The sequence below is a fragment of the Mycobacterium sp. 1245805.9 genome (genome assembly GCF_001672915.1).
GTDB lineage: Bacteria > Actinomycetota > Actinomycetes > Mycobacteriales > Mycobacteriaceae > Mycobacterium.
Genome location: NZ_LZKR01000218.1, coordinates 1 through 17,448 on the forward strand (window position 1 = coordinate 1; position 17,448 = coordinate 17,448).

A 17,448-nucleotide genomic window follows, 5' to 3' on the forward strand; every position below is an offset into this window, starting at 1 on the left:
CTCGGCACGGACGGCGTCGAGGATGCGCAGCGTGCTGTCGTAGAGCGACGGGTCGCCCCAGGCCAGGAAGGCGCCCACGCCGTCGGGACTGAGCTCGGCGGCCATGGCGTCGGCCCACACCCGCGCCCGCGCGGCGTGCCAATCCGAGACCGCCTCCCGATAGGCCGCCTCGGTGGACCGCTTGGGATCGGGCAGCTCGACGAAGCGGTACCCGGGCTGCCGGATGAACCGGGCGCAGATCTCGCGTCGCAGCGCGACCAGGTCGCTTTTCGCCTCGCCCTTGTCCATCGCGAAGAACACCTGGGTGTCGTTGAGCGCCTCGATGGCCTGAACGGTCACGTAGCCCGGGTCGCCGGCGCCGATGCCGATCACGTGAATATGCCGAGCCAAGAAGCCTCCTCACTGCTTAAATCAGAGTGCCGAATCGAGACCTCGAGGGGCTAGCCGGGACCCTAGGTACCCGATACCATGGGTACCGACTGAAGCAACCCCAATGAAGGGACGCCAGCCAATGACTCGCGCCGAGACGATGCAGAGCGAAGCGATGAGGAGGAGCGGCGCTATGACCTCAGCGGTGAAGCCGGGCGGGCCGAGTCGTGAGGAGTTCTCGGACCGATTGCTGAAGGGCTCGGTCAAGAAGTCCTACGAGCCGGTGGTCGACATCGACTGGGACGCGCCGCTGGACCCGGACAAGTTCTACCTGCCGCCGCGGCTGGTGTCGTTGTACAACACCCCGATGTGGGACGAGATGACCCGCGAGCAGCAGATCGACCTGTCGCGCCAGGAACTGGTCAACACGCTGTCGGCCGGTATCTGGTTCGAGAACATGCTCAACCAGTCGCTATTGCGCACCATCTTGCACGAGGATCCCACCAGCTCCTCAACGCATTACAAGTTGACCGAGCTGGGCGACGAGACCCGGCACATGGTCATGTTCGGCAAGGCCATCGAGCGCATCGGCGCAAAACCGGTGCGGCCGAGGCTGTTTCACCGGTGGATCATCAACGCGCTGCCGCTGGCGTTCCAGCGCGGCTCGATGCTGTGGATGGCCGCGCTGATCGGCGAGGAGATCTTCGACTCGCTGCAACGGCAGATGATGGAGGATCCCGAACTGCAGCCAATCATCCAGCGGCTCATGCGGATTCACGTCACCGAAGAGGCCCGCCACATTCAGTTCGCCCGCGACGGCGCCCGCAAGCGCGCCGCGGAGATGCCGCGGCTCAACCGCTGGTTCATGGCCAACATCAACGGGCTGGGCGGGTACTTCTTCAACTACTTGTTCAGCAACCCGATCCCGTACGCGCGGGTGGGCCTGGACGCGAAGCGGGCGCGAAAGACCGCGCGCACCAGCGCACACCGCCGCGAGATGCAGGTTGCCGGCTTCGCTCCGCTGGCGGCGTTTCTGACCGAGGTGGGCCTGCTGGGCCCGATCGCGCGGCGCGGCTGGAAGCGCAGCAGATTCCTATGACCCAGTCGCCCGTGCGCTGCCATCGGGTGCTCGTCGTTGGGGCGGGAGACAGCGCACGGGCGGCCCTGCGGGCGGCCGGCATCACCGACGTCGCGACGCTCGACCGCGAGGTGCTCGGGTCACGGTTCGACGACGCCACCGACAGCTGGCTGATCACGACGGCCGATGACGAAGGCGTGCGGGCCCGCGTTGTCGTCGCCGCAGATCGACCCGTCCCGTGGATACCGGACATCGCCGGGCGCGACGACTTCCTGGGCGAGTCGTTTCACGCGGCACAGTGGCCGTCGGGTTTCGACCCGACCGGCAAGCGCGTCGCCGTCGTCGGCGCCGATTCCACCGCCGGTCATCACATCCCGCGGCTGCTGAAATCGGCGGCCTCGGTCACGGTCTTCGCGCACCCGCCGCGCCGGGTTGTCGACGAGCTGCCGCTGCCCGCCACCCGCGCAAAACGCTGGCTGCGTCGCCGCATCCGACCGACCGCCGACGCGACGCCGCGGCCCGCGCTGGTGAGATCGCCCGTCGTCGCCGTCACCGCATCGCGCATCCGAACCGCCGACGCGGCCGAACACGACGCCGACGCCATCATCTACGGGACCGGGTTCGCGGCGCCCGACCCGATGTCGGGCGCGACGCTGGCCGATGGCATGGAGCCCTACTTCGGGGTCGCCGTTCGCGGCTTGCCGAACCACTTCTTCATCACCGGGCCCGACACCGGCGCGCAGGCACGCTATGTCGCCGAATGCATCACGCTGATGGAGCGCACCGACAGCACCCGCATCGAGGTGCGCCGCAGCAGCCAACGGGTGTTCAACGAGCGCGTCTACGTGCGGCCGGCCGAGCCCCAGCCGGTGGTGTCGGCGTTCGAGCTGACGTCCGGCGCGTCCGGCAACGGTGCCACCTACGAGGGCACCGCGACGCTGACGATCGCCGGATCCGACCATCCGGTGCGCGTGCGTCTCGCCGGGCACCTGGACCCGATCGACGGCCATTACCACTGGCAAGGCACGGTCTTCGGTTCCGCGGCGCTGCCCGACGATTGGCTCAGGCAGGCACGCACCGCGACCCTGACGGTCGGCGAGTGCAGCGCGCCGGCCCGCATCATCGAGCAGACCCCGTGGGGCACGCACACGGTGGCGGGGGTCGGCGCTCCGCCGTATGCGCTGAGCTGAGGGCCACGGCGTCGTATTTCGAAGGTTTGCCGATCGTGACGTTCGGGTAACCGCGTTAGTCTCATTTTCATCTCACGGGGTGTGCTGCAGGAGACGGGCGGTTTTCGCCGCCGGGGGGCGGGTTCTCAAACAATTCGCGGGCGGGAATTCGAGGAGCGGGGGATATGGCAGCGGACCGGATCAGGAAATCGCATCCGCCCTTCTTTCACGTTGGGAATGCGGCGCCTAAATTGCTATTGAGACACGCGCACCCGAATGACACGGCTTGCCGGGGTGCGGTCGGCGAGGATAAAGCCCTGACGGGAAAGGGGTGGCTGCGGTGAGCGCGGTAGCTGAGTCACCGAGCTCGCTGGCCGTTGCGACGCGCACGGAGCAGTCGGTCGTCGTGCTCACGGTCGAGGGCGTGCTCGACAGCAACAGCTCGGCGGCGCTGCGCGACATCATCACGAAGGCGACGCTGGACGAGCCGTCCGCCGTCCTCGTCAACGTCTCCCGTCTGCAGGTGCCCGCGGAATCGGTCTGGTCGAGCTTCATCGGCGTGCGCTGGCAGGCGCACATCCGGCCCGGCGTTCCAATCGTGCTGGTGTGCGCGGACCGCGCCGCCCGCGAGGCGATCACCCGCAGCGAGGTGGCCCGCTTCATGTCGGTGTACGCGACCGAGAAGTCCGCGATGAAGGCGCTCGACCGGCTCACCAGCCGCACCGTGCGGCACGCCGACGCCGAACTGCCCGCCAACCTCACCAGTCTGCGCGAGTCACGCCGACTGGTCCGGGAGTGGCTGACCACCTGGTCGCAGTCCGCGCTCATCCCGGTCGCGCTGGTGGTCGTCAACGTGTTCGTGGAGAACGTGCTCGAGCACACCGGAAGCGTGCCGATGATGCGGGTTGAGACCGACGGCGCGACGGCGACCATCGCGGTGTCCGACACCAGCAGCACACCCGCCCTGCGGCTGCCGTCGCCGGACAAGGGCATCGACGTGTCCGGCCTCGCGATCGTCGACGCGTTGTCACGCGCCTGGGGCAGCACCCCGACGGCGTCGGGCAAGACGGTCTGGGCCGTCATCGGGCCCGAGAATCAGCTCTAGCCAGACGACGATGCGCCCCGCGTCAGCGGGGTGAGGAGGAGTCTGGCAATTCAGCTCTAGCCAGACGACGATGCGCCCCGCGTCAGCGGGGTGAGGAGGAGTCTGGCAATTCAGCTCTGACCAGACGGCACCTTGTTCGGGGACCCGCGCACGGGTAAAAGTAGAACACGTTCTAATCTCGTGTGACGGTCCCTCCAGGAAGGCGGATGACGTGCGGTTCACCTACGCAGAGGCGATGACGGACTTTCGCTACTACATCCCGCTGGCCAAGGCGGCCGAGGCGGCCGGTTACCACGCCATGACGATCGCCGACAGCATCGCCTACCCCTTCGAGTCCGACTCGAAGTATCCGTACACCCCCGACGGCAACCGCGAATTCCTGGACGGCAAGGAGTTCATCGAGACCTTCGTCCTGACGTCGGCGTTGGGTGCGGTGACGTCGACGCTGCGGTTCAACTTCTTCGTCCTCAAGCTGCCCATCCGGCCACCCGCGTTGGTGGCCAAGCAAATCGGTTCACTGGCCGCGATGACCGACAACCGGGTGGGGTTCGGAGTTGGCACCAGCCCGTGGCCCGAGGACTACGAACTGCTGGGCGTCCCATTTGCCAAGCGCGGCAAGCGCATGGACGAATGCATCGAGATCATCCAGGGCCTCACCACCGGCGACTATTTCGAATTCCACGGCGAGTTCTACGACATCCCCAAGACCAAGATGACCCCGGCCCCGACCAAGCCGATCCCGATCCTGATCGGCGGGCACGCCGACGCCGCGCTGCGGCGCGCTGCACGCCTGGACGGCTGGATGCATGGCGGCGGCGATCCGGAGGAACTCGACGCGCTGCTCGCCAAGCTCAAGCAGTACCGCGAGGAAGCCGGCAAGACCGGCCCGTTCGAGATCCACGTCATCTCGGTGGACGCCTACACCCCGGACGGCATCAAGCGGCTCGAGGACAAGGGCGTCACCGACGTCATCGTCGGCTTCCGCATCCCCTACATCAAGGGGCCCGACACCGAGCCGTTGGACAGCAAGATCCGCAACCTGGAAATGTTCGCCGAGAACGTCATCGCGAAGCTCTAGCCGTCACAGCGCCTTCGGTGTGAATCGAGGGCCTTCAGTGTGAGCTGACGGCTTTCAGTGTGAACCCATGGCGCGCTGCCTCGCGTGTCGCCGCCCAGGAGTCACACCCAAAGCCCAGGCTTCACACTCAACGTCCGAAGACCAAAGTCTAGCCTTCACAGCGGATCCCATTTGGGGGCGCGCTTTTCCATGTGGGCCATGGCCGCTTCGGTCGGATTGTTGGTGAAGCCGCTGAGGATCTGGGTGCGGTTCTCCAGCTCGATGGCGTGGCGCAGGCTCGGCGCGTCCAGCGCCGCATTGAGCCCAATCTTGGTCTGCCACACGCCATATGCGTTGTTCCCGGCGATCTCGCGGGCTTTGCGCAGCGCCGCGGCCATCAGGTCGTCGGCGGGCACCACCTCGTGCACCAGCTTGATGCGATAGGCCTCCGCCGCGTCGATGATGCGGCCGGTCAGCATCAGCTCGCGCGCGACGCCGGCGCCGACGATCTTGGGCAGCAGGTAGCTGGTGCCCATGTCCATCGACGAGAAGCCGGCCTTGATGAATACCGATCCGAACCGGGCGTTCTCGGACGCGACGCGGATGTCACTGACGAGGGTGAAGGCAAGCCCGCCGCCGACGGCGACGCCGTTGACCGCGGCGATCACCGGGATGGGCAGCTCGTAGATCCGGGTAAACAGCTCGGCCAGACGCACCTGCGAGTCGTAGTTGACCTTGAACGGCGGGCTCGTCGGCCTGGACTTGGTCCAGGCCTCGCCGGTGCCGCTGAGATCGGCGCCGGCGCAGAAGCCCCGCCCCGCCCCGGTGATGATCGCGACCCGGTGCTCGCCCTCGCCGAGCGCGTCGAGGGCCTGGTCGACCCCGCCGATCAGGGCCCCGTCGATCGCGTTCAGGCGCTCCGGGCGGTTCAGGGTGATGCAGGCGATGTTGTCCTCGAGAGTTTCGAATTCCACTGCGGGCATACGTGAACCGTAAGCGACACAGCGGATGTTCAGGGGCCCGGCCTAGCATGCAACCATGACACGAAGCGAGGGTGATTCCTGGGACCTGGCCAACAGCGTGGGCGCCACCGCCACCATGGTCGCCGCGGCGCGCGCGGCCGCCACCCGACGTCCGCAGCCGGTCATCACCGACGAGTACGCCGAGCCGCTGGTCCGCGCCGTCGGCCTGGATGTGTTCACCAAGCTGGCCAGCGGCGAGCTCGATTCCGACGACCTCGAGAGGGACGTCCCATTCCCCCGCATGGTCGACACGTTCGCCGCCCGCGCCCGGTTTTACGACGACTACTTCGCCGCGGCCGGCAAGGCGGGTGTGCGCCAGGTGGTGATCGTCGCCTCGGGCTTGGACGCCCGCCCGTATCGGCTTGCGTGGCCGGCCGGGACGACGGTGTACGAGATCGATCAGCCCGAGGTGATCGCTTTCAAGACCGCGACGCTGTCGGAGATCGGCGCGGCCCCAACGGCCGAACTGCGCGCCATCGGCATCGACCTCCGCGAGGATTGGCCGACGGCGCTCCAAGACGCCGGCTTCGACCCCGCCCGGCCCACGGCCTGGCTGGCCGAGGGCGTGCTCATCGGGTGGCTGCCGCCGGACGCCGAGGTCCGCCTGCTGGACTCGATCACCCCGCTGTCGGCCGAGGGCAGCCGCTTCGCGGCCGACTACGGGTCGCTCAACGACGCTTCGCAGCGGTCCAAGGAACAGGCGCAGCGCACCACCGAGGGCTGGCGCCGCCACGGGCTCGACATGGACATCGCCGCGTTGACCTACCCCGGCAAGCACACCGACGTCGCCGCGCACCTGCAGGCGGACGGGTGGGACACGAGCAGGTACGGGCTCACCGACCTCTTCGCCGCGGCGGGCCTGCCGGACCTTCTCGAGGCCGAGCACGGCCCGGCCGCCACGATCAATTTCGTGCGGGCGATCAAGACCTAGCCGCGAAAGTGCAACTGCCGACACCCCTTCTCGAGAGATATGTTATCTCATGTCAGGTGGACCTCGCCGTATTCGTGTCAAGCTGTGCGCCAAATGATTTCGTGACACGATTGATTGCCGACGATCCTTGCGATTTTGTACTGTGGTGTCTCGTAGAGGTTTTCGAGTCACCCTGCCTGCAGCATGCAGATACGTGTAGTCGCGAAGGGGCCCATGCTCCCCTAGGACACCATACTGCGGACTTATTGATCCAACAGAGCGATCAGGCCCTGGTGACTCTGACGGGTAGCGACTCGAGGCCGCGCAGAACGTTGTTGTAGTGACGCACCGGCACGTCGCCTTCGATGTCGCTGACGCTCTCTAAGAGCGCTCCAAGGATCGCTTCTCCCTCGATCCTTGCGAGTGCTTGACCGGCGCACGCGTGCAGCCCGTAGCCGAAGGCCAGTTGGTCGATGTTGTCCCGACGGATGTCGAACTGGTCGGCGTCTTTCCACTTGCGCTCATCACGGTTGGCGCAACCAAACAAGACCGCAAGCCGCGATCCGGCCGGCACAGTGGTGCCGTTGACGATCCACTCATCGGTTGCTGTGCGACCGAATACCTGGACCGGCGACTCGTAGCGCAAAACCTCCCGGAAGGCCCCCGGAACGAGTGCGGGGTCGGCCCGCAACTCCTGCCACTGGTCGCGATGCTTCGCGAACAGCCACAAGGTGTGGCCGATGGCGTGCACCGTCGTGTCGATTCCCGCGGTCACGTAGGCCATCACCAGCCAAGGTGCGGCGTCGGCCGGCACCCACCCCGCCTCGACGGCGTCGTAGACCGCCGCGCCCATGCTGTCTTTGGCCAGTGTCTCCTTGGTCGCGTTGGCCATCACGTACTGTGCCAATTCGGCCAGCTTCGGACCGGATTCGCGGGTGCGGTCGTTGTCGGGACCAAAGCAGTTGAAATTCGCATCCACCAGCTCGAGTAGACGCTCACGGCCCTGGCGTGGCAGCCCGATGAGGTCGGCGACGATCTCGAGAGGAAATGTCCTCGCGAGGTCCGCAACCGCGTCGAAGGAACCGGCCTCGGCCAACGCGGAAACAATTTCCTTTGCGCGCTTTTCGATTTTCGGCTGAAGCTCACGAACAGCGCGTGGGGACAGCCGCGACGCCAGGACGTCACGCTGTTGATCATGCAGGGGTGGGGCGGAGCGAATGATCCCGTCGCCGATGTAAGCGTTGAACTGCTCATTGAGAGCGAGGTCGGCCGACGAAAAGAACTGCCAGTCACCGAGAACCCGGCGCGCCTCCGCATACCGCGTTATCGCCCACACATCGAGCCGGTCCAGATAAACAACCGGTCCTGCGTCACGCAGCTCGCGAAACACGGGATACGGGTCATCCATCACCTCGTCGCAGAACAAGTCCACGTCGGATCGCGGGATTGTGTTGATTTGGGTCATCAGAGCGTCCTTCGGTCTATCGCAACTTGCGCGGCTGGGCTTGGTCGAATCCGGTTATTGGGGGGCTTCGTGCGAGGAGGCGCGAGCGGCTGATGGGGTCGCCGCAACTGACGTCATCGGTGGGCAAGCGGCGCGTCGTCCCGCGCCGTCTCACCTTTCTCAACCTCGTAAATACTCAGTGCGGCAACTGGACAGCAATGCACCGCCGCGTCGGCCATCGGCCTGTCCGCCGACGAAAGGTCGCCTTTGTCGAACACCGGCTCGGCGTCCTCGTTCAGGCGAATTAAGTTGGGCGCCACCTGCTCACACATCCCGTGGCCCTCGCACTTGGACCTGTCGACGCTCAACCGAAATGGTCCGTGGACACCCATGCGTCTCCTTCTGTGGTCCAAGCCGGCGTCGCGACTGTGTGATCTGGCTGACACCTGCGGTCAACGTTAAGACGGCTGATCTGCAAGTCAAGAGCGTCGTCCTGTATAGCAGGACGGGTCATCGCCGCACCAGGTTCGAGACTGCACCGATTCCGTCGATCTCAACCGAGATCCGGTCACCCTCTTTGAGGAACACTTGGGGGTCGCGCCGGTAACCCACACCGCCGGGGGTTCCGGTGAGAATCACGTCGCCCGGCCGCAGGGCACAGAAGGTGGAGATCGTGGCGATGAGTTCGGGCACGTCGAAAATCAGTTGCGACAGTTCGGATTCCTGCATTTTCTCGCCGTTGAGAACGGTGCGGATACCCGCTTGCTCGATGTCAATCTCATCGGGAGTAACGAGGTAGGGCCCGATCGGCGTCGAGGCGTCCCACACCTTGCCCTGCATCCACTGGTGTGTCTTGTACTGAAAGTCGCGCATCGTGACGTCGTTGGCGATGGTGTAGCCGAGAACATGGGCCAATGCGTCCGATCGCTGGATACGTCTCCCAGCTCGGCCTATCACGATCGCCATCTCGCCTTCGTAGTCAACCTGGGTGGATTCCGCCGGTAGGGCGATGTCGTCGTGAGCGCCGATCAGGCTCGACGCGTATTTCGGGAATAGCACTGGATAGCTGGGCAGTTCGCGTTTGGTTTCCAAGACGTGGTCGCGGTAGTTCAGGCCGACGCAGAAGACTTTGGTCGGATTGGGAACGACGGGTCGAAACACGGCGTCACTGATCGCCACGATCGAAGACTCGTCCCGCGCCGCATCCGCTAGAACGTCGGCGGTGGTCGTTGCTCCCAGTTCTGCTACGCCCGTCAGCGGGACCAGGTGCGTGCCACGAACCTCCCCGACCCGGCTCTGGCCATCGTGTAGGTATGTCGCGTATGCCATGACTCACTTCTCCTGACTGGTTTTGCGCCACGTGGGCAGTTGGCCGCCCCACAGGTTGACCGAGTGCGGTATCGGTTTCCATTGCCGCGGAACGTAAGTGACGCGGTCATCATGGAATTTCTCCATATCCGCCGACAGTTCGACGTGAGTGCCGGCGGGGTCATCAAAGAAAATGAAGAGGTTGTTTCCGGGTCCGTGTCGGCCGGGTCCCCAGGTGACGTCGACGCCAGCATCGGTCAAGCGGTCACACCACGCCTTGAAGTCCTCCCATTCGGCAAGGTCATAAGAGTAGTGATCGAGCACTCCGCTGCGACCGACGTTGACCGCAGCCAGAGTGTGGTGGTCCCGGTTGCTTCGCAGCCAGACGAATCTGCCGTCCTCAAGCTGGTCCGATATCCGAAATCCGACGCAGCCGACGAAGAAGGCCACCATTGCGCCGATATCGGCGGTACCCAGCGTCGCGTGCTGATACTTGATCGGCCGTCGCCCGGTGTCGGCGGCGTTCTCACCCTGACGTTCAACGGCGCTGTGGAAGTGGACCGGTGTGCCGTCCGGATCGGGCACCACGATGCCGATTGGCGATCCGACCGAGCTGTCGATGTAGGACTCAGACAGATCCTTGACCTGGTGACCTGCCGCGTTAAGCCTCTTGGCGATTCCCTCTACCCCATGGTCGTCTCGGACCTCGAACCCGTAGTGCCTGAGGGCGGATTCACCCGCGATCAATTCGATCACGTGGTGTCCACAGCCCCAGCCCAGTCTTAACCCGCCATCCGGCAGATCCTCGTGCACGACCAGCCCGAGGACCCGGCCATAGAAGTCAGCGGCGGCGGCAACGTCGGGAACGCTGAAACCTATGTGCGACACCGCAGTGTGGCGCAGCAGTCCTGCGGCGTCGCGTTCCTGTAGAACGACCCGATCTGGCTTGTCCATCGAGAGAGCCCTTCTTGTCCTAGATCGCGGCAGGCACCGCAACGTTGTGAGCGCTCCACCGCAGAAGCTGAGCGCAGATCTCCGGTGAGGCAGGTGGAAGCCAAGCGGCCGCGACGAATCTGTCGGGTCGCAAGAGCACGAAGCGTCCCGTGTAATCACTCAGTTCACGTTGCAGGCCGCGGTCGACGTCAATAAGCACCCGACGGGTGCTGTGCGGCAATGTATCTCGAGTGGTTACGGCCGCCGTAGTGACGTCGAAGGCGCGGATGACATCGTCTAGTCCACACCACTTGTCGTCGAGTAAGTCGACTGCCAGGATGGCCCACCCATCGCCGAGAATGTCGTCGAGGCGCCCCAAGCGGTGGGCGGCCGAGTCGAATACCAACGGCTGGCCAATGGGGACACCGACAAGGTCAGCGCGATCGGCGCCGATAACCAGGCCTTCGGTGTAGTGCTGCAGTGGCCGGTAGCGCATGTGCTCGAGGTAATTACGACCCTCGGAGGTGCCCACGGCCATTCTGACGAGTGAATCGCGGCGTTGCGCCATGCGCTTCGACGTCGTCATGACAATCCGACCCAGTTGCTCGGATAGCCGGACCGTCGCAGCCGCATGTGGACGCCGTTCACGTTCGTAGCTGTCCAGCACACCCTCGTCCAACCGGCCGTCGATCACATCGGCGACCTTCCAGGCGAGGTTGGCGGCGTCGCGGATGCCGGAGTTGAGGCCCTGGCCTGCGAACGGCGGCATCATGTGCGCGGCGTCTCCGAGCAGAAAAGAGCGACCGATCATCCACTGGTTTGCGACGAGGGCGTTGAACCGGTAGTTGACTGCGCGCTCGATATGCTCTGGCTGAAGTGCGCGATAGCGCGAGACGAGGTGGCGGATGAGTTCGAACGGCGGGTCGACCCCCGTGTCCCCCTCACCGTCGAAAAGCCGGAATTCGTAGCGGCATCGTCCATTCAGGCCCGGGACAATGACGTGTGGCCGGTGAGGATCACCATGGTGCATCGCGTAACGCTCCGTATGCGTGTCGGCGACGGTGTCGACAACCAACCACACTTCGCTGTGAGAGCGTCCGCTCATCGTCACGCCGTGCATCTGGCGTATCGCCGATCTGCCACCGTCACAACCGAATACGTAGGTGGCATCGAAATAGTGCCGTTGCGCCCCATGCGAAGCGCACACCCGCGCTCCGTTCGCGGTCTGCTCGACGGCGGTCACTTCCGTGCCAAAGTGCAGGGTCACGTTCGGTAAGGCAGCCAGAGTGCTGACAAGGACCTTCTCCAGATCTGGTTGGGCGAAGGGGTTTTTGAACGGATAGCCAAATCGGAGGGGCCAGGCGGCGCGGGCGTGGAACAAAGGCGAGCCCGCGCTGTCGTAATACCTGGTTCCGGTGCCGGGAACAACGATGTCCAGCACGGCGTCAACGATCCCGGCCTGCTGGAATACCCGCAAGGCTTCGTCATCGATGCTAATGGCCTTTGGTTCGTCGCTGGTCGCCTCGTTCCTCTCAAGCACCGCCACCTTCAGTCCGCGCCGTGCCAGCAGTGCCGCGGCGGTCAGCCCCACCGGACCGGCACCGCACACCACAACATCGAGGGCTCCGGGATCCGATCTCGGCGCGACGATCCCTTTTCCATCGGGCACGCACGCAGCCTAATAGCAGGTCGCGCGTAAATCGAAATATTAATCCTGTATATCAGGACATATGGGCTCGGGCCCGGCGCTCGGGCGGGACGTTTCGCGACTCCTCTTTTTCAGGTACTGTGTCCTGTATGCCAGGACTACCGGCGCCTACGACGTCTCGCTACCGAGACCGAAATTCCACGGCCGATCGGGCGCTGGACATCTTGCTTTTGTTCAACGAAAAGAAGCTGGTGTGGACCGGGGCAGAAATTGCCGACCGGATCGGTGTGGCACGCTCGACGGGTTACCGGTACATGCAAAGTCTTGTCAACGCCGGTTTCGTGGAGGAGGCCGCGGGTGGCTTTCGGTTGGGCCCACGCATTTTCGAGCTTGCCCGGTTGGCGCGCGCCGGGACCAGCCTGGGTGACATCGCGGTGCCGGCGATGCGGTCATTGGTGTCCGCCGTCGGCGAAACGGCGCTGCTTACCCGGCGTTCGGGTCGCTACGTCGTCTGTCTAGAACTTGTCGAAGCCCCGCGTCCCGTGCGGTTGTCCTACGAACGTGGTCACGTCCTACCGATCAACGCTGGTGCCGCCGCAGAGGTACTGCTCGCGTGGGCACCCCCGGACGAGGTGGCCAGCGTGCTTACCGCCGCGCCCCTGGAACGATTTACCGCCAAGACCCTTACCGACCCGGGGCAGTTACAAGCGCGCTTGGCGCAGATCCGCAAGGACGGAGCGGCGATTTCCCAAGGCGAGCTCGACGAGGAAATCCTCGGCGTGGCAGCTCCCATATACAGCGCCCGGGGCGACGTCATCGCGGCGGTCAGCGTCGCAGCGCTGGCCTCACGGATACCGCGCACCGCGATCAAATCTGTGAAACTGGCGGTAAAAGCCACTGCCGCAACCATTACGGAACAACTATCCGTCGCCGATATCTGAGATGGACGATCCAATCGAAACCGTCGTGGCTGCCAGTGCCGCCTTGGCAGTCGCCGGGCTGAGTGACATGGTATGGGGGCACGCATCGATTCGTGACCCCGAGGGCCGTGGCGTCTGGATGAAGGCCTCCGGCTGGGCCTTTGAGGAGATTGACTCCGCGAAAGTCGTTCTCGTGGATCCCATCGGCAGCGTGTTGTCCGGCGAGGGCCGGCGACATCTCGAATTCCATATCCATACCCAGATCATGGATGCGCGAGGCGACGTGGGCTGCGTCGTGCACACCCATTCCCCCGCGGTGAACGCCTTCTCGTCATTGGGGCGCGACCTGCATCCGATTTCGCATGACGGGGTCCCGTTCGCCCATCCCCAGATCCCACGGTTCACCGAAACCGGTGCCCTCATCGCTACTCCCGAGTTAGGACGATCCCTGGCCAAAACGTTGGGCGACGCCTGTGCGATATTGATTCCGAATCATGGTTCCGTCACCGTAGGCCCCGACGCAGCGACAGCGGTGATGCTGTCCGTCCTGCTGGAAAGCGCATGTCGCACGGAGCTGCTGGCCGCGGCAGCCGGCGGGCCCCAGCAGTGGTCAGACGAGAAGGAAACCCACTTCAAACGCGATCAGGCATGGAATCACACGCAATTCGACGCCGGGTGGCAATACCTCGTGCGCCGTTCGGGTCGCGCGACATGATGTCAAGTTGTGGACGGTGATCCGCGACTACCCCGCGGGCGGCTGATAGTGGGCCGCCGAGTTACGCAACTGCCAGATCTCGCCAGGGCAAAGCAAATTCACTGCATACGACACCAAATAGTTGGCCGCGAACTCGTCGTTAGGCGTCACGTCGCGCTTCACTTCGGCCATTACTTCACCGTAGCTCTCGCCCCGAGCCACGTTGGCGCAGATTCCATGGCCATAACCGAGCGCGTCGTTGTCGGGGAAACTGTAGTGCCGGCGTGCCGTCACGTTGTACAGATACTCCACCTCGGGTGCCGGGGCGGCATACGCCCGCGGCGCCGGCATCACCGCAGCGCCGGCGGCGGCCACCGAGGCGAGCAGCGAGACGGCAGCCGAGCAGTGTCTCGTGATCGGTAGGTCTCTCATGATAAGTCGGCCAGGTTCTGACTAGTTGGGCGGATAACCGGGCGGGGGGTAGACACCCCGCAGGATCCAGGCAAACCAGTTGGTACCGAATTCCAGTTCGTCACTGGCGTCGTAGTCGGGACTGGGGTCGAGCGGGATATCGGGTGAGCCGGTAGGCGGGCCGGCCAGCACCGTTGTATTTGCCGGGATCCCTGGCGCTTTCGGCGTTTGCTGCGGCTGGCCGTACACGGCCACGAGTACGGTGCGGTCGGGGCTGTTCTCGGACCACACGCCGATTTGGCTGTTGGCGCAATTGGCCATAATGGCCTTATAGGCAGGGTTGTAGTACCACTGGTTGATCACCTCCATGCCGCTGATTGCCAACGCCGGGTTGGTGGCCACCGTCTCCGCCACGCGTCCGCGGAATCCTGCTGCCTCGGCGCGCTTTTCAGGTGTGGATCCGTCGGAGCCGATGTCGCCGTCGAGGCCGCGGTTTGTCATCAGATCGTGGGTGTGCCATTGGGCGGCAAGCTGAAGTTGCGGGTTGATCGTGACGTCGTTCGTGCAACCCGCCTGGTGCTGGACGGTGTACACGTTGGCGACAACACCGTCGTTGAGCCGCTTATTGTTCAATATCAGCGTGTTGTTGTCGCCGTCAGCGTGCGCGGTGGGGACACCGACCAGGGCGGCGGCCACACCAATCGCCGCGAGCGGCTTCGGGATTCGGATACACAGAAGGTTCAACATGCTCGGCTCAGATCGGATCGAACGAGGAGATCAACCACCGGCCATTCACCCTGTCAAGTGCCGCTCGTACCCGGGAAGCCGTGTTGGAGGGCGGATCGCTTCCCATCACGATGGTCTGATCGACAAACATCAGCACTACGGCGTGACTGGGTGAAGCCGAGACGGACGCGGCCGCCGGCACACTGGCCGTTGCCGAGATCTTCTTTTGCTTGCTGCCAGGAATGACCACGTCGTGGGTCAGCGAGCTGTAGGAGTCCTTGAGCGCTCCGGTCAGCCGGTCTCGCGCCGAGCCCAGGTCTTTCTCAACGGTGTCCGGTCGATAGGACAGCATCGCGACGGCGCCTTCGCTGGCGGCCCGCACCGATTCGACGGCGGCAAGACGCGAGTCGCGAGCCGACGAGTCATACCATTTCAGGTAAGCCGCGGCCATGGCCAAGATCAGCGCCAAGCTGGGCATGATCCCGAGCGCGAGCACGCGGCGCCATTGGATGCCCGCGCGCCGGACACCTTGGCGCCCAGGCGCATTGGCGTCTTCTTCTGGATCAGGTGGGCCTTCCATGTCGTCGGCGGGGTCTGGCTCGGCGATCTTCTCGACCAGGTCGGTCACGTCGGTCGGTGTCATGCCACGAACTCCACGTTGGACACCTTGGCGCCGTCGCCGACCTTTTGAACGGCGATTCTCATCCGCCAAGCACGCGGCTGCGGCTCGGCGACCCCGGCGATCGAGGTGTTCACGTTCACCGCCACGAGAACCTGCGCAGAATTGCTGTCGGCCGATTCCACCGCAGCTTCGGTGATTACGCCCTGTGACTTGGACTGCGCTTGTTTGACGACGTCGATGAACGGCTGCGATCTTCTGGTGAAGTCGTCACGGAACGTTCCGGTCGCCGAATCGACGATGCGCTGGACATCGGCCTCGGCCTGCGTGTAGTTGATCGTCGTCAGGTTCAATGCACCTTGTCGAGCAATCTGCAGAAAGAGATTGCGCTGTGACTGGTCCTGGTGTGCTTGATAAGCGCGGTAGCTCAGCCAGCCGATCAACCCGGCGAACGCGACGACCATCGCCAGCGAGGCGCACAGCGCTGTCCTGGCGACCCGATGCGCCCTGCCGACGCCGACGTCACCGCCAATGTCCTGTGCCTCAGGGCCATCGGCGTCGGCCGGTCCTTCTAGTTTTTTGTCGGCGGTATCAACATTGACTGCCATGTTCGCTCCTTCGGGGCAGTTTGGGAAAGGTCCGACTGCGTATAGAGATGCCCGTCCGGCCCCACGTACGTGCCGGTCGCCGGGTCATATTCGGCCGCCGCGATTGGCGGCGGCAGTGCCGCGGCAGGCGGGGCGTTCTGAGCAGGAGGTGGCGATCCGGGCGGCAACTGGGGAACGTCTTGACCGGACAGGGTGGCGTTGGGGTCGCCCTTCCAGTTGTAGCCATCGTTGAGCGGCACGTACTGCTCGTTGCTCTCACACATCTTGACGGTGGGAGCCCGCTTGCCCGGAACCGTCAGGCATGGATAGTTGCGCGCCCCACGGACATTGAACGGTGAATCCTGCGGGACCCGGCAGTACAGGTCACCGGGGGCCCGGTTCGGGTGGTCCTCGAACGAGGGGATCCGTTGCTGCTGAGGTGGCAGGAAACCGGTGTTGCACACCGGCGGAAGGTTGAGGTTGAGCTTGAAGTCCAAAAACAAGCCCTTGTAATCCTGTTTGGTGTTGCGGTTGGCGACCATCATGCCCTGGACGTTGGCAACAGCTTGGGGAAACAGCACCAGCAATTGCTCGAGCGCCGGCTGGTAGGTGACGGCAACGTCACCGACGCTGACCAGATTGGCGAGCAGTACCGGCAGGGTGGGCTGCAGCCGTTGAAACAGTTGGCGCGCTTGATCGGCGGCCGCCCCGCCGTTATGGAGGACTCCGGCCAGCGAGGCGTCGCTGGAACGGAGTTGGCCCGTAATCGTGGCCAGGTGTGCGGCCCACGCACGGATCGCGTCGCCGGTGTCGGCCTGCGAATCGAGGACCGGCGCCGACCGATCGATCAGGGTCGTCAACGGGTCAAGGTTCTTGTCGGCGTCGATCGCCAGCTGGGTGGAGCCGCCGACCAGTCGTGCGAGTTCAGGACCCAAGCCTCCTACGGCGGTGTAACTTTCGTCGATGGCGGTCTTGAGGTTGTCTCGCGGTATGGCCGCCAATCCCCGGTTGGTGGCATCCAACAGCGAATCGATATCAGGTGGGACGGAAGCCGCCGTCGCCGGTATCACATCGCCGTCTCTCAGCGACGGGCCACCGCCGTGCGGCAGCAAACTGACATACTGTTCGCCCAGAGCGCTCTGGCTGTGCACCTCCGCGCGCAGGTTTGCGGGGACCTTGATGTCCGATCTGAGCGAAAGCACCGCCCGTACGCCGCCGTCGGTCAGCTCCACCTTTTCGACATGTCCGACTTCCGTCCCGCGATAGGACACGTTCGCGCTGGGATACAGGCCGGCGGCGCGGGGAAGTTCCAGGGTGACGGTGTAGCGTCCGACGCCGAAAAGCATTGCCGGAGCACTGATATAGCGAAAGGTCATCACCGCACCCGCAGCAACGGCGATGACCGCGAACAGGGCGAGTTGAAGCTTGATGCGCCGATTCAGATTCAT

General features: G+C 64.6%; 19 protein-coding genes. 7 read left to right on the top strand and 12 right to left on the bottom strand.

Features of this window, described 5'->3' with window-relative positions; all coding sequences use genetic code 11:
* Positions 1 to 390 (bottom strand): SAM-dependent methyltransferase (locus A9X00_RS28050; RefSeq protein WP_082975587.1); only part of this gene is annotated, 390 nt, incomplete at its 3' end.
* A gap of 172 nt (positions 391 to 562) precedes the next feature.
* Between A9X00_RS28050 and A9X00_RS28055 the strand changes: the two genes are divergently transcribed.
* The 4 genes from A9X00_RS28055 to A9X00_RS28070 all read left to right on the top strand — a co-directional run bounded on the left by A9X00_RS28055 (position 563) and on the right by A9X00_RS28070 (position 4,799).
* Positions 563 to 1,468 (top strand): diiron oxygenase, encoded by a 906-nt coding sequence (locus A9X00_RS28055; RefSeq protein ID WP_067161291.1) that lies wholly within the window; start codon positions 563 to 565, stop codon positions 1,466 to 1,468.
* Positions 1,465 to 2,637, top strand: coding sequence for a DUF4873 domain-containing protein (locus A9X00_RS28060; RefSeq protein ID WP_082975575.1), 1,173 nt, complete (start codon positions 1,465 to 1,467; stop codon positions 2,635 to 2,637). Before A9X00_RS28055 ends, A9X00_RS28060 begins: the two co-directional genes overlap by 4 nt.
* Positions 2,638 to 2,947: 310 nt before the next feature.
* Complete coding sequence (locus A9X00_RS28065; RefSeq protein ID WP_232006967.1) at positions 2,948 to 3,721, top strand: STAS domain-containing protein; 774 nt, start codon at positions 2,948 to 2,950, stop codon at positions 3,719 to 3,721.
* Between the two features lie 211 nt (positions 3,722 to 3,932).
* Entirely contained in the window at positions 3,933 to 4,799 is an 867-nt protein-coding gene (locus A9X00_RS28070; RefSeq protein ID WP_067161296.1) for an LLM class flavin-dependent oxidoreductase, read from the top strand.
* Between the two features lie 155 nt (positions 4,800 to 4,954).
* Here A9X00_RS28070 and A9X00_RS28075 read toward each other — a convergent pair whose 3' ends face one another.
* On the bottom strand, positions 4,955 to 5,752 hold the full coding sequence (locus tag A9X00_RS28075) for an enoyl-CoA hydratase/isomerase family protein (RefSeq protein WP_197515301.1): 798 nt from the start codon (positions 5,750 to 5,752) through the stop codon (positions 4,955 to 4,957).
* A gap of 64 nt (positions 5,753 to 5,816) precedes the next feature.
* Here A9X00_RS28075 and A9X00_RS28080 point away from each other — a divergent pair, with 64 nt between their 5' ends.
* Positions 5,817 to 6,731, top strand: coding sequence for an SAM-dependent methyltransferase (locus A9X00_RS28080; RefSeq protein ID WP_067161300.1), 915 nt, complete (start codon positions 5,817 to 5,819; stop codon positions 6,729 to 6,731).
* A 262-nt stretch (positions 6,732 to 6,993) separates the two neighbouring features.
* Here A9X00_RS28080 and A9X00_RS28085 read toward each other — a convergent pair whose 3' ends face one another.
* From A9X00_RS28085 to A9X00_RS28105, 5 genes are all read right to left on the bottom strand, one after another.
* Positions 6,994 to 8,175, bottom strand: a complete 1,182-nt coding sequence (locus tag A9X00_RS28085; protein ID WP_067161303.1) for a cytochrome P450 — start codon at positions 8,173 to 8,175, stop codon at positions 6,994 to 6,996.
* 113 nt (positions 8,176 to 8,288) lie between these two features.
* Entirely contained in the window at positions 8,289 to 8,546 is a 258-nt protein-coding gene (locus A9X00_RS28090; protein ID WP_067161305.1) for a ferredoxin, read from the bottom strand.
* A 118-nt stretch (positions 8,547 to 8,664) separates the two neighbouring features.
* Entirely contained in the window at positions 8,665 to 9,483 is an 819-nt protein-coding gene (locus tag A9X00_RS28095) for a fumarylacetoacetate hydrolase family protein (protein WP_067161307.1), read from the bottom strand.
* Positions 9,484 to 9,486: 3 nt separating this feature from the next.
* Positions 9,487 to 10,416 (bottom strand): VOC family protein, encoded by a 930-nt coding sequence (locus A9X00_RS28100; protein ID WP_067161309.1) that lies wholly within the window; start codon positions 10,414 to 10,416, stop codon positions 9,487 to 9,489.
* 19 nt (positions 10,417 to 10,435) lie between these two features.
* Positions 10,436 to 12,064 carry a bifunctional 3-(3-hydroxy-phenyl)propionate/3-hydroxycinnamic acid hydroxylase gene (locus A9X00_RS28105; RefSeq protein WP_232006969.1) on the bottom strand — a complete coding sequence of 543 codons (1,629 nt, stop codon included), beginning with the start codon at positions 12,062 to 12,064 and terminating at the stop codon, positions 10,436 to 10,438.
* 128 nt (positions 12,065 to 12,192) lie between these two features.
* On the opposite strand from A9X00_RS28105, the gene A9X00_RS28110 reads away from it, so the two are divergent.
* Both A9X00_RS28110 and A9X00_RS28115 read left to right on the top strand, forming a co-directional pair.
* Positions 12,193 to 12,984 carry an IclR family transcriptional regulator gene (locus tag A9X00_RS28110; protein ID WP_067161311.1) on the top strand — a complete coding sequence of 264 codons (792 nt, stop codon included), beginning with the start codon at positions 12,193 to 12,195 and terminating at the stop codon, positions 12,982 to 12,984.
* Between the two features lies 1 nt (position 12,985).
* Positions 12,986 to 13,678: a class II aldolase/adducin family protein gene (locus A9X00_RS28115; RefSeq protein ID WP_067161314.1), complete on the top strand. Its 693-nt coding sequence runs from the start codon at positions 12,986 to 12,988 to the stop codon at positions 13,676 to 13,678.
* A gap of 27 nt (positions 13,679 to 13,705) precedes the next feature.
* Here the strand turns inward: A9X00_RS28115 and A9X00_RS28120 are convergent, their stop codons facing one another.
* From A9X00_RS28120 to A9X00_RS28140, 5 genes are all read right to left on the bottom strand, one after another.
* Entirely contained in the window at positions 13,706 to 14,032 is a 327-nt protein-coding gene (locus A9X00_RS28120) for a DUF732 domain-containing protein (protein ID WP_232006971.1), read from the bottom strand.
* 78 nt (positions 14,033 to 14,110) lie between these two features.
* Positions 14,111 to 14,815, bottom strand: coding sequence for a CAP domain-containing protein (locus A9X00_RS28125; protein ID WP_232006972.1), 705 nt, complete (start codon positions 14,813 to 14,815; stop codon positions 14,111 to 14,113).
* A 7-nt stretch (positions 14,816 to 14,822) separates the two neighbouring features.
* The gene (locus A9X00_RS28130) at positions 14,823 to 15,437 is read right to left on the bottom strand and encodes a hypothetical protein (RefSeq protein ID WP_067161323.1); all 615 of its coding nucleotides are present in this window, start codon (positions 15,435 to 15,437) and stop codon (positions 14,823 to 14,825) included.
* Positions 15,434 to 16,021 carry a mammalian cell entry protein gene (locus A9X00_RS28135; protein WP_156772335.1) on the bottom strand — a complete coding sequence of 196 codons (588 nt, stop codon included), beginning with the start codon at positions 16,019 to 16,021 and terminating at the stop codon, positions 15,434 to 15,436. Before A9X00_RS28135 ends, A9X00_RS28130 begins: the two co-directional genes overlap by 4 nt.
* Complete coding sequence (locus A9X00_RS28140; protein ID WP_067161325.1) at positions 15,985 to 17,448, bottom strand: MCE family protein; 1,464 nt, start codon at positions 17,446 to 17,448, stop codon at positions 15,985 to 15,987. Before A9X00_RS28140 ends, A9X00_RS28135 begins: the two co-directional genes overlap by 37 nt.

Bases quoted from the DNA above. Each gene is read 5' to 3' on its own strand.
- A9X00_RS28055 (WP_067161291.1), top strand. From the start codon at position 563: ATGACCTCAGCGGTGAAGCCGGGCGGGCCGAGTCGTGAGGAGTTCTCG.
- A9X00_RS28060 (WP_082975575.1), top strand. From the start codon at position 1,465: ATGACCCAGTCGCCCGTGCGCTGCCATCGGGTGCTCGTCGTTGGGGCG.
- A9X00_RS28080 (WP_067161300.1), top strand. From the start codon at position 5,817: ATGACACGAAGCGAGGGTGATTCCTGGGACCTGGCCAACAGCGTGGGC.
- A9X00_RS28085 (WP_067161303.1), bottom strand. From the start codon at position 8,175: ATGACCCAAATCAACACAATCCCGCGATCCGACGTGGACTTGTTCTGC.
- A9X00_RS28090 (WP_067161305.1), bottom strand. From the start codon at position 8,546: ATGGGTGTCCACGGACCATTTCGGTTGAGCGTCGACAGGTCCAAGTGC.
- A9X00_RS28095 (WP_067161307.1), bottom strand. From the start codon at position 9,483: ATGGCATACGCGACATACCTACACGATGGCCAGAGCCGGGTCGGGGAG.
- A9X00_RS28100 (WP_067161309.1), bottom strand. From the start codon at position 10,416: ATGGACAAGCCAGATCGGGTCGTTCTACAGGAACGCGACGCCGCAGGA.
- A9X00_RS28110 (WP_067161311.1), top strand. From the start codon at position 12,193: ATGCCAGGACTACCGGCGCCTACGACGTCTCGCTACCGAGACCGAAAT.
- A9X00_RS28115 (WP_067161314.1), top strand. From the start codon at position 12,986: ATGGACGATCCAATCGAAACCGTCGTGGCTGCCAGTGCCGCCTTGGCA.
- A9X00_RS28125 (WP_232006972.1), bottom strand. From the start codon at position 14,815: ATGTTGAACCTTCTGTGTATCCGAATCCCGAAGCCGCTCGCGGCGATT.
- A9X00_RS28130 (WP_067161323.1), bottom strand. From the start codon at position 15,437: ATGACACCGACCGACGTGACCGACCTGGTCGAGAAGATCGCCGAGCCA.
- A9X00_RS28135 (WP_156772335.1), bottom strand. From the start codon at position 16,021: ATGGCAGTCAATGTTGATACCGCCGACAAAAAACTAGAAGGACCGGCC.
- A9X00_RS28140 (WP_067161325.1), bottom strand. From the start codon at position 17,448: ATGAATCTGAATCGGCGCATCAAGCTTCAACTCGCCCTGTTCGCGGTC.